Origin of the sequence: Curtobacterium sp. NPDC086286 (assembly GCF_044746255.1) — a bacterium.
Taxonomy (GTDB): domain Bacteria; phylum Actinomycetota; class Actinomycetes; order Actinomycetales; family Microbacteriaceae; genus Curtobacterium.
The window spans coordinates 157521-174540 of the sequence record NZ_JBIVBW010000007.1 but is presented as its reverse complement, the minus strand read 5'-3'; the positions used below and the strand labels follow the sequence as shown (position 1 = coordinate 174540).

Here is a 17020-nt window from a genome sequence, read left to right as displayed (position 1 = left end):
GACGGTCAGCCGATGCCGAGGACGCTGCCGAGGCCGACCGTGAGGCCGCGCATCGACCCCACGGCGGACAGCGCCGCACGGATGCCGGCCACGTAGGCGACGTCGTCGTTCGTGTCGTGCCGGATGGTCAGGGTCTCGCCGGGGCCGCTCAGCACCACGTCCTGCACGGCCTTGACGCCCGGCAGACGGAGCGAGTGGATCGGGACGCTCGCGACCTGCTGCCCCCGCGCGCGCTGGTCGACGTGGGGTGCGTCGACCGGGCCGACCTCGCGCCGGGCGTCGGCGATGAGCTCGGCCGTGCGGACGGCGGTGCCCGACGGGGAGTCGATCTTGCCGGCGTGGTGCGTCTCGACGATCTCGACCGAGGGGAACCAGGGGGCGGCGATCGTCGCCAGGTGGGTGCCGAGCACGGACCCGATCGAGAAGTTCGGGACCACGAAGACGCCCTGCTCCGGACGCGACTCGAGGCCCGCGCGGAGCGTCGCGAGTCGGTCGCCGGACCACCCGGACGTGCCGACGAGCACGTTCGCGCCGCTCACGAGGGCGTTGTCGACGATCGCGGGGCTGAGCGCCGGGACGGTCACGTCCACCACGATCGCCGCGCCGCCGAACACGTCGGGACCGGCCTCGTGCGCCCCGTCCTTGGAGGACAGGCTCGCGACGAGCTCGAAGTCGGGCAGTTCCTCGACCACGGCGGCCACGAGGCCCCCGAGACGACCGGTGGCGCCGACGACGGCGACGGGAGTGACCATGTCCACCATCCTAGGATCGACGCATGACGCTCGAGGTCAGGACCGTGCCGGCAGACATCCCCGAGGTCGACGCCCTGCTCGACGCGTACCTCGACGAGCGCGAGGCCACGTTCCCGAGCGCGCAGGGGTCGTACTCGCGGAAGCGCACCCCGGCGGCCGAGTTCACGCCGCCGGTCGGCACCTTCGTCGTCGCGTACGACGGAGGTCGCGCGGTCGGGTGCGGCGGCCTCCGTCGGCTCCCCGACGACGGCGACGACGTCCGGTTCGAGGTGAAGCACGTCTTCGTGACTCCGGAAGGACGTGGACGCGGCGTGGCGACGGCGGTCATGGACGCGCTCGAGGCACGCGGTGCGCAGCTCGGCGCGACGGCGATCGTGCTGGACACGAACGACTCCCTCGTCGCCGCCGGTGCGATGTACCGCGGTCGGGGCTACGAGCGGGTACCGGCGTTCAACGAGAACCCGAACGCGACCGCCTGGTACCGCAAGCCGGTGCGCTGAGGCGATCCGCGCCTCCGCTCCGAACGGCAGGGCATGGTCCTGCTCCTCCGTGCCCTCGACTCCCCGACCCGCCTGCCGTTCCTCTCGATCTCGCTCGTCCGGGTCGCGCTCGGACTGTTCTTCGCCGCGTCCGGGTGGAACAAGACCGTGACCGCTCCGGGTCGCGCGGCGATGGCGGAGACGATCCGCTCGATCGGCGCGCCGGTGCCCGACGTCACGGCCGCCGTGGTCGCGGGCTGCGAGCTCGTCTTCGGCGTGCTGCTCGCCGTCGGCCTCGTGACGCGGGCGGCTGCGGCCGTCCTCGGCGTGATCAGCACGGTCGCGCTCACGACCGTGGCGGTCCACCAGCTCGGGCCGGCGGACGCGGTGACCTGGTTCAGCGACCTGCTGTACCTGCCCGAGGTGCTGTACCTGCTCCTCGCGGTCGTGCTGGTCGCGCTCGGCGGTGGGCCGTTCGGGCTGGACCGGGTGCTCCGAGCGCGGGTCGCCGCACTCCGGGTGCGCAGGGCCCGTCAGACGGGCTGACCGACCGGCAGGCCCGTCCTCAGCTCGACGGGCAGGTGCGCCAGGTCGTTGAGCGCGACGACCTCGGCCGGCTTGGCCGAGCGGATCCGGATGATCGTCAGCGCCGTGTGCGCCACGTTCGTCCCCATCCAGCGCCACTCGGGTGCCTGGAACGCCTCGCGCACGAACCAGCCGATGACGGCGTTGTGCGTGATGAGGAGGTCGTGCCGGTCCTCGCGGGCAGGGGTGAACCACTCCGCCACCGCATCGCCCATCTGGGCCTGCCCCGCGACGATCTCCTCTTCCGTGATGCCGCCGTACCACCCCTGGTAGGCGTGCGGCATGTCCGGCGTCGGACCCGACGGGATGCAGTCGAAGAGCAGGGTCGACGGCTCGGGCTCGATCGCCGGGAGCCGCTGCGACAGGAACGACGCGGTCTCGCTCGGCGCTTCGAGCGGCGAGTGGTAGACGCCGTCGAACGGCACGCCCCCGAGACGGTCCGCGACGAGCATCGCCTGCCGCTTGCCGCGCTCGGACAGCTTGCCGTCCCGCAGCCCGTGTTCGGCGTCCTGGTGTTCGCCGTGCCGGACGAGGTAGAGGTAGTGCGACATGTCGGTGCTCAACCGCCGATCCCGATCGCGGCCGCGAGCTCGTCCTGCTGCACCGCACCGACCACCGAGGTGATCGTGGGCCGGGTCAGGAGGTCGCGGGCCAGGTCGAGGACGTCGTCGGTGGTGACCCGGTCCACGCGCTCGAGGGCGGTGGCCAGGTCGGTGAACTCCCCCGTGCCGAGCTCGGACCGGCCGAGTCGGGTCATCCGGGCGTCGGAGTCCTCGAGCGAGAGCGTGAGCGCCCCCTCGATCTGCCCCTTCGCGCGCCGGAGCTCGTCGCTGGTGATGCCGTCGTCGACCATCCGGCGGAACTCCGCGTCGACGATCTCGACGACCCCGGCGACGTTGTCGGGGGCGCACCCGGCGTAGACGCCGAAGGCACCGTTGTCGAGGTAGGCGGGCGCGAAGGAGCTCACCGCGTAGGCGAGTCCGCGGCGCTCGCGCACCTCTTGGAAGAGTCGGGAGCTCATGCCACCGCCGAGCACGGCGTTGAGCACGCTGAGGACCGGCCGCCGTTCGTCGCGGAGGTCGAGGCCCTGCGACCCGCGGAGCATCGAGACCTGTTCGGTCGGACGGTGCACGACCGAGAGCTTGGGGATCGCCGGGTCCGCCACCGGCTGCGGGGTCCGCCGTGCCAGCGGAGCAGCGTTCGGGGCGCCCTGGAACACGGCCTCGACGAGCTCGCAGAAGCGGTCGTGGTCGATCGCCCCGGCAGCGGTGACGACGATGCCGTTCGGCGCGTAGTGCTCGCGGTAGTGGGCGAGGACCTCGTCCCGCTGCACGGCGCGGATGCTCTCCGGCGTGCCGCCGATCGGCCGGCCGAGGGCGTGCCCGTCGAAGGCCGCGGCGAAGAACGCCTCGCCGGCGACGTCGGCCGGGTCGTCCGCCGCCATCGCCAGCTCTTCGAGGATGACCCCGCGCTCGATGTCGAACGCCGCGTCGTCGAGGACGGAGCCGGTGACCATGTCCCCGATGACCGAGACGGCCATCGGGACGTCGGCGTCACGGACCCGTGCGTAGTAGCACGTGTACTCCTTGGCGGTGGCGGCGTTGTGCTCGCCACCGACGGAGTCGAACGAGATCGCGATGTCGAGGGCCGACCGGGTCCGGGTGCCCTTGAACAACAGGTGTTCGAGGAAGTGCGTCGAGCCGTACTGGCCGTCGCGTTCGTCGCGGGAGCCGACCCCGACCCAGAAGCCGAGGCTCGTCGAACTCGCACCGGGCATGGCCTCGGTCAGGACCCGCACGCCGGACGGGAGGACGGTTCGGCGGACGAAGGCGCCCCCGGACGTCAGGAACGACGTGTCCGGGGCCTCGAGCGGCAACGGCACTGGGTGGTTCATCGCAGACGAGCCTACTGACCCGGGAGCGCCCGCCGCCCAGTTTCCACAGCCGCTCACGATGTCACTCGAAGTGGGGTACAGATATGGAGGATAGAAAGACTCGTCTGTCTGTCCTCCTTGTGGTACAGTTCTCGTACCGGATCGGAAGCCCCCCTATATTCCGATCCGGTGGCTCGGGACATCAGTCCTCGCGCGGCACGAGTCCCCCCGCTCCGCCGCGGAGCCGATGAGCCCAAGGAGAGCCACGCTGTGACGGTCGATTCCCCCCAACCGACCGTCCAGCGTCTCCCTGGCCCGAGCACGAACCTCGCGTCGCCGGACGGGTCGAGCGTCCCCCCGGCTCCCCGTTCCGGCGGCGCGAAGGTCCGGATCCTCGAGACCGCCACGCGGCTCTTCTACGAAGAGGGCATCCACGGCGTCGGCGTCGACCGTCTCATCTCCGAGGCGAGCGTCACGAAGGCGACGTTCTACAAGCACTACGGGTCGAAGGACAACCTGATCCTGGCCTACATCCGGACGCAGCACGAGCGCGTGCAGCAGCGGATGGAACAGCTCATCGCCGACGCCGGCTCGCCCGAGGCAGCCGTCCGGGCCTGGGTCACGGCCCTCGCCGACGAGGTCAACGACCCCGACTTCCGCGGCTGCGCGTTCCTCAACGCCGCCGCCGAGTACCACGACCCGCGCGACCCCGTGCGCGAGGTCGTCGCGATGCACCGCGACTGGTACACCGAGCGACTGGCCGACCTGCTGCAGGAGTCCGGCCACACCCTGCCGGGCGACGGTGCGGACGAGCTCATGCTCGCACGCGACGGCGCCATGTCCGGCGCGTACGCCGGTGACGCGATCGCGGCGACGGCGGCCCTCGGCCGCGTCGTCGAGCGCGTGCTCGCCGCCTGACGACGCACGTCGCGTCGACGAACGCGACCGTCTGTCGGCCTGGAGGCACGGGTCGGCCCCGCACCGCGCCTCCCGTCCGCCGGTGGGCACCGAGCGACATCCGAGCACGCGGGTGTTGGCTGGGGACATGGCCAACGACCCCAACTGGAACCTCCCCGAGGTCCCGTCCTTCACCCTGACCAGCCCCGACTTCACCGACGGCGGCGTGCTCCCGACGTCCGCCCGCGGCACCGACGCCGGCGGCGAGGACCGCTCCCCCGCGCTCGAGTGGTCCGGCGCTCCGGAGGGCACGCAGAGCTTCGTGCTCACGGTGTACGACCCCGATGCCCCGACGGGGTCCGGGTTCTGGCACTGGAGCCTCACGGACATCCCGGCGTCGGCGACCTCGCTGCCGGCCGGTGCCGGCACCGACGACGCGCTGCTCCCCGCCGAGGCGATGCGCCGCCGCAACGAGTTCGGGACGGACACGTACCTCGGCGCGGCACCGCCCGCCGGGCACGGGCCGCACCGGTACTTCTTCACGCTGAGCGCGCTCGACGTGCCCGTCCTCGAGGCGCCCGCGGACGCGACGCCCGCGGTGGTCGGCTTCGTGCTCCGCGAGCACCTGCTCGGCCGCGCGCAGCTCGTCGGCACCCAGGAGACCCCCGCCGCGTAGTCCCGCAACGGCGAACGGCCGCCGCCCCGGAAGGGACGGCGGCCGTTCGTGCGTCAGGACGCGGGAGGGATCAGCCCTCGGCCGGGGCCTCGGCGTGGGACTCGTGTCCCTTGCCGCCCTCGGTGTCCACCTCGTCGGCGACGACCGGCGCGAGCGACAGCTTGCCGCGGTCGTCCACCTTGGTGACCTCGACCAGGATCTTCTGGCCGACGCCGAGGACGTCCTCGACGTTCTCCACACGCTTGCCGCCGGCGAGCTTGCGCACCTCGGAGACGTGGAGCAGACCGTCGCGGCCCGGGAGCAGCGACACGAACGCACCGAACGTGGCGATCTTGACGACCGTGCCGAGGAACTGGTCCCCGATCTCCGGGTTCGTCGGGTTCGCGATCGCGTTGACCTGGGCGCGAGCGGCCTCGGCCGACGGACCGTCGACGGCGCCGATGTACACGGTGCCGTCGTCCTCGATCGAGATGTCGGCGCCGGTCTCGTCCTGGATGCCGTTGATCGTCTTGCCCTTCGGGCCGATCAGCTCGCCGATCTTGTCGACGGGGATCTGCACCGAGATGACACGAGGAGCGGTGTCCGCCATCTCGTCGGGGGCGTCGATCGCCTCGTTCAGCACGCCGAGGATGGCCGAGCGGGCCTCCTTGGCCTGCTTGAGCGCGGCGTCGAGGACGGACGAGGGGATGCCGTCGAGCTTCGTGTCCAGCTGGATGGCCGTGACGAAGTCCGAGGTGCCAGCGACCTTGAAGTCCATGTCGCCGAGCGCGTCTTCGGCACCGAGGATGTCGGTCAGCGCCGCGTAGCGAGTCTGGCCGTCGACGGTGTCGGAGACGAGGCCCATCGCGATGCCCGCGACCGGGGCCTTGAGGGGCACACCGGCGTTGAGGAGCGACAGGGTCGAGGCGCAGACGGAACCCATCGACGTCGAACCGTTGGAGCCGAGGGCCTCGGACACCTGACGGATGGCGTAGGGGAACTCCTCGCGCGACGGCAGCACCGGCACGAGGGCGCGCTCGGCGAGGAAGCCGTGCCCGATCTCGCGACGCTTCGGCGAACCGACACGACCGGTCTCACCCGTCGAGTACGGCGGGAAGTTGTAGTGGTGCAGGTAGCGCTTCTTCGTGACGGGCGACAGCGAGTCGATCTGCTGCTCCATCTTGAGCATGTTCAGCGTGGTGACGCCCAGGATCTGGGTCTCGCCGCGCTGGAAGATCGCCGAACCGTGGACGCGCGGGATCACGGCGACCTCGGCGTCGAGCGGACGGATGTCGGCGAGGCCGCGACCGTCCATGCGGACCTGCTCGGTCAGGATCCGGCCGCGGACGACCTTCTTCGTGACCGACTTGTAGGCACCGCTGACCTGGCCGTTGGCGCTCTCGGGGAGCTCGCCGGCCGTCACCTTGGCGGCGATGGCCTCCTTGACGCGGGCTTTCAGGGCGTCGTCGGCGTCCTGACGCTCGAGCTTGCCGGCGATCTTGTAGACGTCGCCGAGCTCGGACAGCGCGATGGCCTCGACCGCGTCGTAGACTTCGGGGGCGTACGGCGGGAAGACCGGGTAGTCCTGGATCTCCTTGGCCGACTGGGCGGCCATCTTCGCCTGCGCCTCGACGAGCTGCTTGAGGAACGGCTTCGCCGCCTCGAGCCCCTGCGCGACGACGGCCTCGTCGGGCTTGGTCGCGCCGCCCTGGATGAGGTCCCAGCTGTGCTCGGTGGCCTCGGCCTCGACCATCATGATGGCGACGTCCTCGTTGCCGGCCTCGTCCGTGACGACACGGCCCGCGACGGTGAGGTCGAAGACGGCCTCGGCGAGCTGCGACGCCTTCGGGAACGCGACCCACTGGTCACCGATGAGCGCGAGGCGCACACCGGCGATCGGGCCGGAGAACGGCAGACCGGAGATCTGCGTCGACGCGGACGCCGCGTTGATCGCGAGCGCGTCGTAGAACTCGTCCGGAGCGATGCTCAGGACGGTGATGACGATCTGGACCTCGTTGCGGAGGCCGTCGACGAACGACGGGCGCAGCGGCCGGTCGATGAGGCGGCAGACGAGGATCGCCTCGGTGCTGGGACGGCCTTCACGACGGAAGAACGAACCGGGGATCTTGCCGGCGGCGTACGAGCGCTCCTCGACGTCGACGGTCAGCGGGAAGAAGTCGAACCCTTCACGCGGGTGCTTGCCGGCGCTGGTGGCCGAGAGGAGCATGGTGTCCTCGTCGAGGTACGCGGCGACCGCGCCCTGCGCCTGCTGTGCGAGCCGACCGGTCTCGAACCGGACGGTGCGCTTGCCGTACTTGCCGTTGTCGAGAACGGCCTCGGCGAACTTGATCTCGGGACCCTCCAAAAGGGTGCCTCCTTGATGTGTTCGGCAGGCTGGGGCCACGGCACCCGATGGTGCGTGCGCGCCGAAGGGATCGGGACGCATGTCTGGCCAGCAGTAGAAGCACTCGGGAAACCGTCCGGCCCGCGAGCCACCACCGATGACCAGCTCCGTGCCCGGCCTGCGCAGTGTTTGTCGTAACGCCCGGGGAAACGGTCCCTGGACGTGATGGACTTTACCAGTCCTCAGGGATTCGGCGGCGAGGCTCACGGCGAACCGGAGTGTCCTCGCTAGCCTGCTGCCATGCGCCTCACCCCCTCCCGGGGCTGGTTCGTCGCGGCCGCAGTGGTCGTCGGCGCGCTCGTCGCCCCCGTCGTCACCGCTGTCCCGGCGAACGCGACGGAGTACCCGAGCTGGCAGGACGTCGAGCACGCGAAGGGCAACGAGCAGACCAAGAAGGCCGAGGTCGCCAGGGTCCAGGCGGCACTGGAGTCCGCCCAGCAGGCCGCAGCCGTGAAGTCGCAGGCCGCGCTCGTGGCGTCCCAGCGTGCGGACGCGGCCGAGTCGGCACTGGCGTCGGCCACCCAGGCCGCCACGAGCCTCCAGACCCAGGCGGACCAGGCGGCGAAGACCGCGGACCGCGCCCAACAGCGCGCCGGCCAGCTCGCCGCGAACCTCTACCGCGACGGCAGCTCGAGCCAGATGACCACGCGCATCGCGACGGCGAAGGACCCCTCCCAGCTGCTGTACCAGCTCGGCGCGCTCGACCAGCTGTCGTCGACGTGGGCCGGCGTGATGGACGACGCTTCGGTCGCCGCGAGGACCGCGTCCTCGCTGCACGACCAGGCCACCCGTGCCGAGGACGAACGCGCCGACCTGGCCGACGCCGCCGAGACGAAGGCGAGCGCGGCGAAGGACGCCGAGGCCGCCGCCGACGCCGCGGTCGACGACACGCAGCAGCACAGCGACGAGCTGTACGCCCAGCTGGCGTCGCTCAAGGACACCACCGCGAAGACCGAGCAGCGCTACCAGCTCGGCGTGCAGGTCGCGGCGCAGAAGGCCGAACAGCAGCGGAAGCGCGAGGAGGCGGCCGCGGCAGCAGCAGCCGACGCGGCACCGAGCCCCGCCGTCCCGTCGACGAGCGGCGGCGGTTCGTCCTACCCGAGCACGGGCGGCGTCGTGGTCGACCCGGCGGGTGCCCAGGCGTACGCCCGCAGCGCCATCGGGTCGTACGGGTGGGGGTCGGACCAGTTCTCGTGCCTGGTGTCCCTGTGGACGCAGGAGTCCGGCTGGCGTGCGAACGCCCTGAACGTCTCGAGCGGTGCGTACGGCATCCCCCAGTCGCTCCCGGCGGAGAAGATGTCCGTCGCCGGCGCGGACTGGCGGACGAACGCGGCGACCCAGATCAACTGGGGCCTCGCCTACATCCACGACGCCTACGGCTCGCCGTGCGGGGCGTGGAACCACGAGATGAGCGTCGACCCGCACTGGTACTGATCAGCCGTCGTCGGCGGGCCAGCCCCCGATCCGGACGACGGCGCCGTCCGCAGCGACCAGGCGTGCCGCGCGACCGCTCCGCCGGAGCATCTCGGTGGCACCGTGTCCACGGACGACCGCCGCGGTCGTCATCGTGTTCGCGGTGACGCACGACGGGGCGACGACGGTCACCGAACGCCAGACCGGTTCGGCCGGCAGCCCCCACCGCGGGTCGAGGATGTGGTGCCGGGCGTGGCCGTCCTGCTCCCACCGCCGCTTCCGGGTACTCGAGGTCGCGACGGACCAGCCGGAGGCGATCCGCACGTGGCCGGCGGGGTCGTCGTCGAGGTCCTGCACCCGGACCTGCCAGCCGCCGGACGGGTCGGGCCCGGCGGTCGCGACGTCCCCGCCGAGCGAGACGAGCGCGCCGATGCCGAGGCGGGCGGTGATGCTCGCCGCGGCCATGTCGGCAGCGGCGGCCTTGGCGGTGGCACCGAGGTCGAGCGTGACGCCCTCGGGCACGCGCAGGAAGGTGCCGGACAGCAGGACCCGCTGCCACGCCGGGCGACCGTCGAGCGCTCGGGCCACGGCCTCGGGCGTCGGCACGGGTGGGGCGTCGGCGAACGCGGCGTCGTAGCCCAGCGACGCCATGCGGGCGCCGAGGGTCGGGTCGACGTCGCCGTCGGAAGCACGTGCGGCGTCGAGCGCCTGGTGCACGAGTGCGGCGAGGAGCGGGGAGACCTCGGCGCCGCGCACCAGGTCGGCTGCGCGGGCGACGAGCTCGGAGTCGCTGCGGAAGCGGCTGCACGCCGCGTCGACGGCGGCGGTGACCTCGACGACGCACGCCCGTGCGGCGGCGAGGTGGCGGCGGTCACGGCGGTCGAGGACGACGCGGGCGGTGGTGGTCCAGAGGTCCCACTCGGCTGCGGCACGCACGGTCACGATCCCGTCGTGGTCGCGTCGGAGGCGCCGGAGCCACCGGTCGTGCCCTGGCTCACGCCCTGGTCGGTCGAGATCCCGGCGTCGGTCGAGCTCCCGGTGTCGGACGAGGTCCCGGAGTCGGTCGCGGTCCCGGCGTCGGACGAGGTCCCGGCGTCGGACGAGGTCCCGGCGTCACTCGTCGACGAGTCGGCCGAGCCCGTCGTGGCCTGCTCGTGCCCGAACCACACCCCGGCCCCGGTCAGCGCCGCGACCACGAGCCCGCCCACGCTGACGAGCGCACTCGTCGTCCAGCCGGGTCGCCGGCCGTTGCCCCTGGTGTCCATCGGTCCTCCTCGTCGTCGCGATCCGTCGTCACGACGAGGTTCCCGAGCCCACCGGTGAGCGGGCCGGGCGGAGGCTGCACCCCCGCCCGACGACCCCTGTGGCCGGCCTAAGAGCGCACGGCCGAGTGGCCGAGCCCACCGAGCAGGGACGCGAAGTCCGCCGTCTCGGGGAGCGCGTCGGCTTCCTGCGGGGTCCGACGGGAGGCGCGGATCGCCCAGGCAAGGTCTTCCCCGGCCCGGCGGATGCGACCGTCCAGTGCGGCCGAGTCGCCCTCGCTCCCCCAGTCGTCGGTGGCGGCGAACACACCGGTGGGGACGACCGCGGCGCGGAGGTACGCGAACACCGGACGCAGCGCGTGCTCGATCGCGAGCGAGTGCCGTGCGGTGCCGCCGGTGGCTCCGAGCAGGACCGGCATGTCGGCGAGCGAGTCCTTGTCGAGCACGTCGAGGAACGACTTCGCCAGACCGCTCACGCCGGCGGTGAAGATCGGCGTGACGAACACCAGGGCGTCGGCCTCGACGACCGTCGCCATCGCGGCGGACAGCGCCGGTGCGGCGAACCCGGTGAGCATCGCGTCGGTGATCTCGTGCGCCAGCGGACGCAGGTCGACGTGCAGGACGTGCGCCGCGCCTCCTGGCAGGCCGGACGGGCTCGGTGCAGCGAGCGCCGCGATCGTGGCCTCGCCCAGGCGGTCGGCGAGCAGGCGGGTGGAGCTGGGCTCGGAGAGCCCGGCGGAGACGACGGCGATGGTGGTCATGGTGAGTCCCGACTTTCGATGCGTTTGCATGAACATCGTACCCAACCGCACGTTCCCCGCAACCATTCCCGGGGAACGGAGAACGCCCCGGTCCTCGTGTGAGGGCCGGGGCGTTCGGTCAAGCCGTGGGTCGGTCGACTAGCGACGCAGGCCGAGACGCTCGATGAGCGCACGGTAGCGGGCGATGTCGACGTCGGAGAGGTAACCGAGGAGACGGCGACGCTGACCGACCATGAGCAGCAGACCACGACGCGAGTGGTGGTCGTGCTTGTGCTCCTTGAGGTGCTCGTTCAGGTCGTTGATACGACGCGTCAGAACGGCGACCTGGACCTCGGGGGAACCGGTGTCGCCCGGGTGGGTCGCGTACTCTTCGATGATCTCCTGCTTGACCTTCGCGTCAAGTGCCATGCGTAGATCCCCTTTCAGTCCGTTGCGCGGTGCCCGTGCCTGATGCACGAGCGCTCTTTGTCCGCGGCCGTTCGACGGCAACCGCGCAAGACTACCAGATCGCTAGACGGTCCTGGCGCGCAGCCGACGCCGACGCGGTGCCGGCAAGAGACTGCGGACGAGGCCGACGAGCGTCGCGCCGAGCAGACCGCCGAGGCCGTTCGACAGGACGTCGCGCGGATCGGCCACGCGGTAGGGCAGGTAGGTCGCCTGCGCGAACTCGATGCCGGTGGAGAGCACGACCGCGACGACCGCACCGAGGATCCACCACCGGCGCGGGAGCCACAGCGCGGCGAGCATCCCCACGGGCACGAACATCGCGATGTTGGCGAGGAACTCCACGCGGTCGTAGCTGAACCACGTGCCGTGCGGGAGCTGCTGCACCCAGGCGATCGCGTGCAGGACGAGGGAGTTCTGCGCCGCCGAGAAGACCTGCGGGGTCAGCGTCATCCGCCAGATCACCCAGGCGTACGCCGCGGTCAGGGCGAGGAGGAGGAGCTTCCGGAACATCCGGCCAGTCTGGGACACGGTCCTGGCAAGAAGCGGCGGCGACGCTGGGTGAACGCCCGGCGGGACGGGCCGGGCCTGGGCACGCCGGGGTCGCACCTGCGAGCATGGGCGCATGCCGAGTCTCGAGGGAACCCGTGCACGCCGCAGCCCCGGCCGTCGTCAGTGGACGTGGATCGGGCTCGCCGCGGTCGTCGTCGCCGCGCTCGTCGTGACGCTCGTGCTGGTGCTCCCCCGCGGCACCGAGCCCACCGGCAGGCAGGTCGCCGAGCGGAAGACGGCGTCCGAGGCGTTCCCCGGCGGCCTCGCGGAGCAGCCCGAGGCCGAGAACCAACCCGGCAAGCGGGAGTCCGAGGCCCGTGCCGACGGCGACGACACCACGGCCCGGAAGATCGCCGTCATCGCGGACGAGCCGATCGCCACCTGGCTGACGAACACCTCGGTGTCCGAGACGCGTCAGACCATCCGGGACGTCGTCCGCAGCGCCGAGCGGCAGCGGAAGACACCGGTGTTCGTCCTCTACAACGTCCCGGACCGCGACTGCGGCAGCTACTCCAAGGGCGGGACCGCCGCGGACGAGTACCTGCCGTGGGTCCGGTCGGCGGTGCGGGCCATGGCGGGTTCCCGGGCCGTCGTGCTCGTCGAGCCGGACGCCATCGCCCAGATCCAGGTGTGCAAGCGCCTCGAGCAGGACCGCCTGCCCCTGATCCGCAAGGCCGTCGACGAGCTCAGCGGCCACGGCCTCACCGTGTACCTCGACGGCGGGAACGAGAACCGCGTGCCGACGGCGACGATGGCGAAGTGGCTGCGCGAGGCCGGGGTCGACCGGGTGCAGGGCTTCTTCACGAACGTCTCGAACTTCTACCGGGTCGACCAGGAACGCGCCTACGCCGATCGGCTCGCGGACGCGATCGGCGGCGACCCGCACTTCGTCATCGACGTCTCGCGCAACGGTCAGGGCTGGCGCGGCACGTGGTGCAACCCGGACGGCGCCGGCCTCGGCCAGGCCCCGCACGTCACCCGCGGCTCCACCCGGCTCGACGCGCTGCTGTGGGTGAAGACGCCGGGACTGAGCGACGGCACCTGCAACGGCGGGCCGGCCGCCGGACAGTGGTGGGAGTCGTACGCCCTCGGGCTCGTGGAGAACCGCAAGCAGGACTGACCGCGGTGTCGGTGCCCGGTGGTTGCATGACGCCATGACCCCGACCGACCGCATCCGATCCGTCGTCCCGCCCTACCTGCTCCGCGCCGTCGCCGATGCCCGGGGCTTCCCACGCGCGGCCTCGGCGGCACGGACGGCGCTGGCGTCGCTCGACACCGTCCAGCGTCCGAAGCACGAGCACCGGGTCCGTCCGCAGGGCGTGAGCGGCACGGTCGACCGGTCGCCGCAGCGGACCATCTCCGACGCGCACGGCAGCACCACGCTCCCGGGCACCCCGGTCCGGCGCGAGGGCGACCCGGACTCCGGCGACCCCGCGGTGGACGAGGCGTACACGGGCCTCGGCGACACCCACGCCTTCTGGCTCGAGGTGTTCGGCCGGGTGTCGATCGACGGCGCAGGCCTCCCCCTCGACGCCACGGTGCACTACGGGCAGGACTACGACAACGCCTACTGGGACGGCAGCCGGATGGTGTTCGGCGACGGCGACGGCGAGGTCTTCAACCGCTTCACGATCGCGGTCGACGTCATCGGCCACGAACTCGCGCACGGCGTGACCCAGTACACCGCCGACCTCACGTACGAGGGGCAGTCCGGGGCGCTGAACGAGTCGATCAGCGACGTCTTCGGCTCGCTCGTCGCCCAGTACGCCCGACGCCAGAGCGCTGACCAGGCGTCGTGGCTCATCGGCGAGGGGCTCTTCACCCCGGCCGTGCACGGCGTCGCGCTGCGGTCGATGCGGGCTCCGGGCACCGCCTACGACGACCCGGTGCTCGGGAAGGACCCGCAGCCCGCGACGATGGCCGGGTACGTCGACACCACCGAGGACTCCGGCGGCGTGCACACGAACTCCGGCATCCCGAACCACGCCTTCTACCTGGCCGCCACGGCGATCGGCGGCAACGCGTGGGAAGGCGCCGGAGCCGTCTGGTGGGACGCCCTCACGTCCGACGCCGTCACCGCCTCGATCGACTTCGCCGGGTTCGCCACCGTCACCGTCGACGCCGCACGCACGCGCTTCGGGGACGGGTCGGCGCAGCACACCGCGGTGCAGGACGCCTGGCGCACGGTCGGCGTGCTCGACTGAGCCGGGCTGCCGGCGTACCGTCGGGGGCATGCACATCGACGTCCGCCGCAGTGGGGGCATCGCCGGCACCACCAGGGGTTGGCGCGTCGACACCGATGCCTGCGACGACCCGGGCGCGTGGTCGGCGCTCGTCGGTGCCCTGCCCCGCGACGCCCCGAGTGCCCCTGCGCCGGGCGTCCGCGACGACTTCACGTGGACGATCACCGTCGAACGGACGACGGTCACGATCCCCGGCACCCGCCTCGACGGCCCGTGGGCGGCACTGGTGACGCGCGTGCGGGCCGAGGGCACCCCGACCTGACGGACGTGCGCCGCGCCTCCCGTGCGCCCGCGCATCGCTTCGTGCGCTCGCGCGTTCGCTTCGTGAGCAGAAACGGTCGGGTCGCCGACGCGCACCCGACCATTCCTGTTCACGAAGTGACGCGCCGCGCTCAGGAAGTGACGCGCGCGGCGCTCAGGCGACGTCGACGACGGTCAGGCGGCGCGTCGGGCGCGTCATGGCGACGTACACGGCGGCAGCCGCGCGCGCCGCGTCCGCACCGACCCGCTCCGGGTCGACCAGCAGCACCCCGTCGAACTCGAGCCCCTTCGCATCGGCGCCCGTGAGCACCGTGACGGACCCCGGCCGGGGCGACCCGAGCGACCGGACGTCCACCTCGGTCCGGGCCAACCGCTCGCGGACCGCGTCCACGTCGGCCTCGGGCACGATGACGCCGATCGTGCCGGCGCCGATGTGCTCCCGCTCGCTGCCGACGATCGCGGCGACCGTGTCGAGCACCTCGGCACGGCTGGACGAGACGCGCACCACGGGGTCGCCGTCGCGCACGGCCTCGGTCCGGGTCACCGCGAGGCCGGCGGCGTCCGCGAAGGCCCCTGCGGCCTCGACGATCGAGCGCGGCGTGCGGTAGTTCACCGTGAGTTCCTCGACGCGGTGCTCGATCGGCACCTGGGGCGCGCGGCCCCGACGACGGCGGGCGAGGGCGCCGACGACGTCGTCCCACGTGCGGGCGGCCCCGGGCGAGGACCCCTGCGCCATGTCCCCCACGATCGTGAACGAGCGGAGCGGGTTCCGGCGGGCGAGCACCCGCCACTGCATCGGGGAGAGCTCCTGCGCCTCGTCGACGACGATGTGGCCGTAGGTCCACTCGCGGTCCTCGGCGGCGCGCTCGGCGGTGGAGCGGGGGTCGCCGCCCTCGGCGAAGGAGCCGGCGACCTGCTCGGCGGTGACGATGCCCTCGACGCCCATGTTCTCGATGGCCTGGCGGGCGTTCTCGATGTCGCGGTTGCGGCTGGCCTTCGCCGCACGCTTGGCCGCCCCGCCGGTGGGGTCGAACGGGCCGAGGAGCTCCGCGGCCTCGTCGAGGAGCGGGACGTCCTCGACCGTGAACGCGGCTCCCCGCTCACGCAGCAGCAGGGCCCGGCGCTCCGGGGTCCAGTGCGGGGTGAGCGAAGCGAGCCAGTTCGGCCGGGCGTACAGGTCCTCGAGGAGCTTCTCCGGCGGCAGCGGCAGCCACGCGGTGTTGAGGAGCACGCGGGCGTCGTACGACGACCGGATGTCTTCGCGCAGGACCTTCTCGTCCGCCTCGTCGACGGTGGTCCCGCGCTGGCGGAGCTGCTCGGCGAGCAACCGCGTCATGGCGTCGAGCGCGGTCTTGTTGAAGGTGACGCGGGCGGCGTTGTGGGGCTTCCCGCGGTCCTGCGCACGCTTCATTGCGTCGGCGACGAGCTCGGGCGGCACGACGAGCCGCTCCCCCTCGACGTCGAGCGTGACCGACTCGGTCGGGACGACCTGGCGGGACCGCACCGCGCGACGGAGCAGCTGCGCCATCTCGGCCGAGCCCTTCACCGCGGCGACGTCGCGCTGGTCGTGCTTCGTCGCGTGCACGCCCGGGTAGAGCGAGCCGAGCGAGGCCATCACCACGCCGGTCTCGCCGAGCGACGGGAGCACCTGCTCGATGTAGGTCAGGAACGCCGGCGACGGGCCGACCATGAGCACGCCGGACCCCCGGAGCCGCTCGCGGTACGAGTACAGCAGGTACGCCGCACGGTGCAGGGCCACGGCGGTCTTGCCCGTACCGGGGCCGCCCTGGACGATGAGCACGCCCTCGAGCGGGGAGCGGATGATCCGGTCCTGCTCGCCCTGGATCGTCGCGACGATGTCGGTCATCCGGCCGGTGCGCTCGGCGGTGACCGCGGCGAGGAGCGCGCCCTCGCCCTGCAGGTGCGTGCGCTCGTCGTCGTAGAGCGTGGCGTCGAAGACCTCGTCCTCGATGCCGACGACGCTCCGGCCGTCGAGGGTCAGGTGCCGGCGGGCGCGCATGCCCATCGGGTGCGCGGCGGTCGCCTGGTAGAAGGCGCTGGCACCGGGGACGCGCCAGTCGAGCAGGAGCGGTCGGTGGTCGCGGTCCCGCAGGCCGACACGGCCGATGTAACGGAACGAGTCCTCGTCGCTGTCCGGCTCGGACACCTCGAGCCGCCCGAAGACCAGGCGGTCGCCCACGCGCTCGAGCGTCGCGATGGTGTCCTCGTAGAGCCGGGCGTACGCGTCGCGTTCACTCCGGCTCTGGTGGTTCCCGCCGACCGCTTGACGGCGGGTTTCGGCGAGACGCTGCTCGGCCTCGGCGGTCAGCTCGTCGAGACGGCCGAACAGGCCGTCCACGTAGCCGCGCTCGCGGTCGATCTCGGTCGGTTCTGACACACACAACCCTTCGGGACAGGGGAACCCAGTGTAGTCCCCCC

Annotated in this window: 18 protein-coding genes; 8 read left to right on the top strand and 10 right to left on the bottom strand. The window is 72.3% G+C overall.

From position 1 onward, the window contains the following. Positions 1-5: 5 nt before the first annotated feature. Positions 6-752 (bottom strand): 4-hydroxy-tetrahydrodipicolinate reductase, encoded by a 747-nt coding sequence (locus tag ACIPKM_RS14165; RefSeq protein ID WP_071301748.1) that lies wholly within the window; start codon positions 750-752, stop codon positions 6-8. 23 nt (positions 753-775) lie between these two features. Here ACIPKM_RS14165 and ACIPKM_RS14160 point away from each other — a divergent pair, with 23 nt between their 5' ends. Together ACIPKM_RS14160 and ACIPKM_RS14155 are read left to right on the top strand one after the other, a co-directional pair. Next, on the top strand, positions 776-1252 hold the full coding sequence (locus tag ACIPKM_RS14160; RefSeq protein WP_402736957.1) for a GNAT family N-acetyltransferase: 477 nt from the start codon (positions 776-778) through the stop codon (positions 1250-1252). Between the two features lie 33 nt (positions 1253-1285). Further along, a complete protein-coding gene (locus ACIPKM_RS14155) occupies positions 1286-1777 on the top strand; it encodes a DoxX family protein (protein ID WP_402736956.1) in 492 nt (163 codons plus the stop codon). Here the strand turns inward: ACIPKM_RS14155 and ACIPKM_RS14150 are convergent. Both ACIPKM_RS14150 and ACIPKM_RS14145 read right to left on the bottom strand, forming a co-directional pair. Then, on the bottom strand, positions 1765-2367 hold the full coding sequence (locus ACIPKM_RS14150) for a histidine phosphatase family protein (RefSeq protein WP_070419134.1): 603 nt from the start codon (positions 2365-2367) through the stop codon (positions 1765-1767). The two genes, ACIPKM_RS14155 and ACIPKM_RS14150, sit on opposite strands and share 13 nt — an antisense overlap. Before the next feature lie 8 nt (positions 2368-2375). Next, on the bottom strand, positions 2376-3710 hold the full coding sequence (locus ACIPKM_RS14145; protein ID WP_070416515.1) for a pitrilysin family protein: 1335 nt from the start codon (positions 3708-3710) through the stop codon (positions 2376-2378). Positions 3711-3959: 249 nt separating this feature from the next. Between ACIPKM_RS14145 and ACIPKM_RS14140 the strand changes: the two genes are divergently transcribed. Both ACIPKM_RS14140 and ACIPKM_RS14135 read left to right on the top strand, forming a co-directional pair. Next, complete coding sequence (locus ACIPKM_RS14140) at positions 3960-4607, top strand: TetR/AcrR family transcriptional regulator (protein ID WP_071295424.1); 648 nt, start codon at positions 3960-3962, stop codon at positions 4605-4607. A 127-nt stretch (positions 4608-4734) separates the two neighbouring features. Further along, complete coding sequence (locus tag ACIPKM_RS14135) at positions 4735-5262, top strand: YbhB/YbcL family Raf kinase inhibitor-like protein (RefSeq protein WP_402736955.1); 528 nt, start codon at positions 4735-4737, stop codon at positions 5260-5262. A gap of 70 nt (positions 5263-5332) precedes the next feature. Here ACIPKM_RS14135 and ACIPKM_RS14130 read toward each other — a convergent pair whose 3' ends face one another. Next, entirely contained in the window at positions 5333-7606 is a 2274-nt protein-coding gene (locus ACIPKM_RS14130; protein WP_071295422.1) for a polyribonucleotide nucleotidyltransferase, read from the bottom strand. A 279-nt stretch (positions 7607-7885) separates the two neighbouring features. On the opposite strand from ACIPKM_RS14130, the gene ACIPKM_RS14125 reads away from it, so the two are divergent. Further along, positions 7886-9079, top strand: coding sequence for a hypothetical protein (locus tag ACIPKM_RS14125; protein ID WP_071295421.1), 1194 nt, complete (start codon positions 7886-7888; stop codon positions 9077-9079). On the opposite strand, the gene ACIPKM_RS14120 is transcribed toward ACIPKM_RS14125, so the two are convergent. The 5 genes from ACIPKM_RS14120 to ACIPKM_RS14100 form a co-directional block, all read right to left on the bottom strand. Then, on the bottom strand, positions 9080-10000 hold the full coding sequence (locus tag ACIPKM_RS14120; RefSeq protein ID WP_217637363.1) for an FAD:protein FMN transferase: 921 nt from the start codon (positions 9998-10000) through the stop codon (positions 9080-9082). It lies immediately after the preceding gene. Then, positions 9997-10323 carry a hypothetical protein gene (locus ACIPKM_RS14115; RefSeq protein WP_071295419.1) on the bottom strand — a complete coding sequence of 109 codons (327 nt, stop codon included), beginning with the start codon at positions 10321-10323 and terminating at the stop codon, positions 9997-9999. Before ACIPKM_RS14115 ends, ACIPKM_RS14120 begins: the two co-directional genes overlap by 4 nt. Positions 10324-10430: 107 nt before the next feature. Beyond that, a complete protein-coding gene (locus ACIPKM_RS14110; RefSeq protein ID WP_071295418.1) occupies positions 10431-11081 on the bottom strand; it encodes a CE1759 family FMN reductase in 651 nt (216 codons plus the stop codon). Positions 11082-11219: 138 nt separating this feature from the next. Next, positions 11220-11489: a 30S ribosomal protein S15 gene (rpsO, locus tag ACIPKM_RS14105; RefSeq protein WP_070416523.1), complete on the bottom strand. Its 270-nt coding sequence runs from the start codon at positions 11487-11489 to the stop codon at positions 11220-11222. 102 nt (positions 11490-11591) lie between these two features. Further along, positions 11592-12038 (bottom strand): VanZ family protein, encoded by a 447-nt coding sequence (locus ACIPKM_RS14100; protein WP_175473608.1) that lies wholly within the window; start codon positions 12036-12038, stop codon positions 11592-11594. 112 nt (positions 12039-12150) lie between these two features. Here ACIPKM_RS14100 and ACIPKM_RS14095 point away from each other — a divergent pair, with 112 nt between their 5' ends. The 3 genes from ACIPKM_RS14095 to ACIPKM_RS14085 are packed head-to-tail and all read left to right on the top strand — an operon-like array spanning position 12151 to position 14582. Then, the gene (locus ACIPKM_RS14095) at positions 12151-13197 is read left to right on the top strand and encodes a glycoside hydrolase family 6 protein (RefSeq protein ID WP_083403315.1); all 1047 of its coding nucleotides are present in this window, start codon (positions 12151-12153) and stop codon (positions 13195-13197) included. Between the two features lie 34 nt (positions 13198-13231). After that, the gene (locus tag ACIPKM_RS14090) at positions 13232-14281 is read left to right on the top strand and encodes a M4 family metallopeptidase (protein WP_071295417.1); all 1050 of its coding nucleotides are present in this window, start codon (positions 13232-13234) and stop codon (positions 14279-14281) included. Between the two features lie 28 nt (positions 14282-14309). Continuing rightward, a complete protein-coding gene (locus ACIPKM_RS14085) occupies positions 14310-14582 on the top strand; it encodes a protealysin inhibitor emfourin (protein WP_071295416.1) in 273 nt (90 codons plus the stop codon). 153 nt (positions 14583-14735) lie between these two features. Here ACIPKM_RS14085 and ACIPKM_RS14080 read toward each other — a convergent pair whose 3' ends face one another. Then, complete coding sequence (locus tag ACIPKM_RS14080) at positions 14736-16979, bottom strand: HelD family protein (RefSeq protein ID WP_402736954.1); 2244 nt, start codon at positions 16977-16979, stop codon at positions 14736-14738. Between the last annotated feature and the right edge of the window lie 41 nt (positions 16980-17020).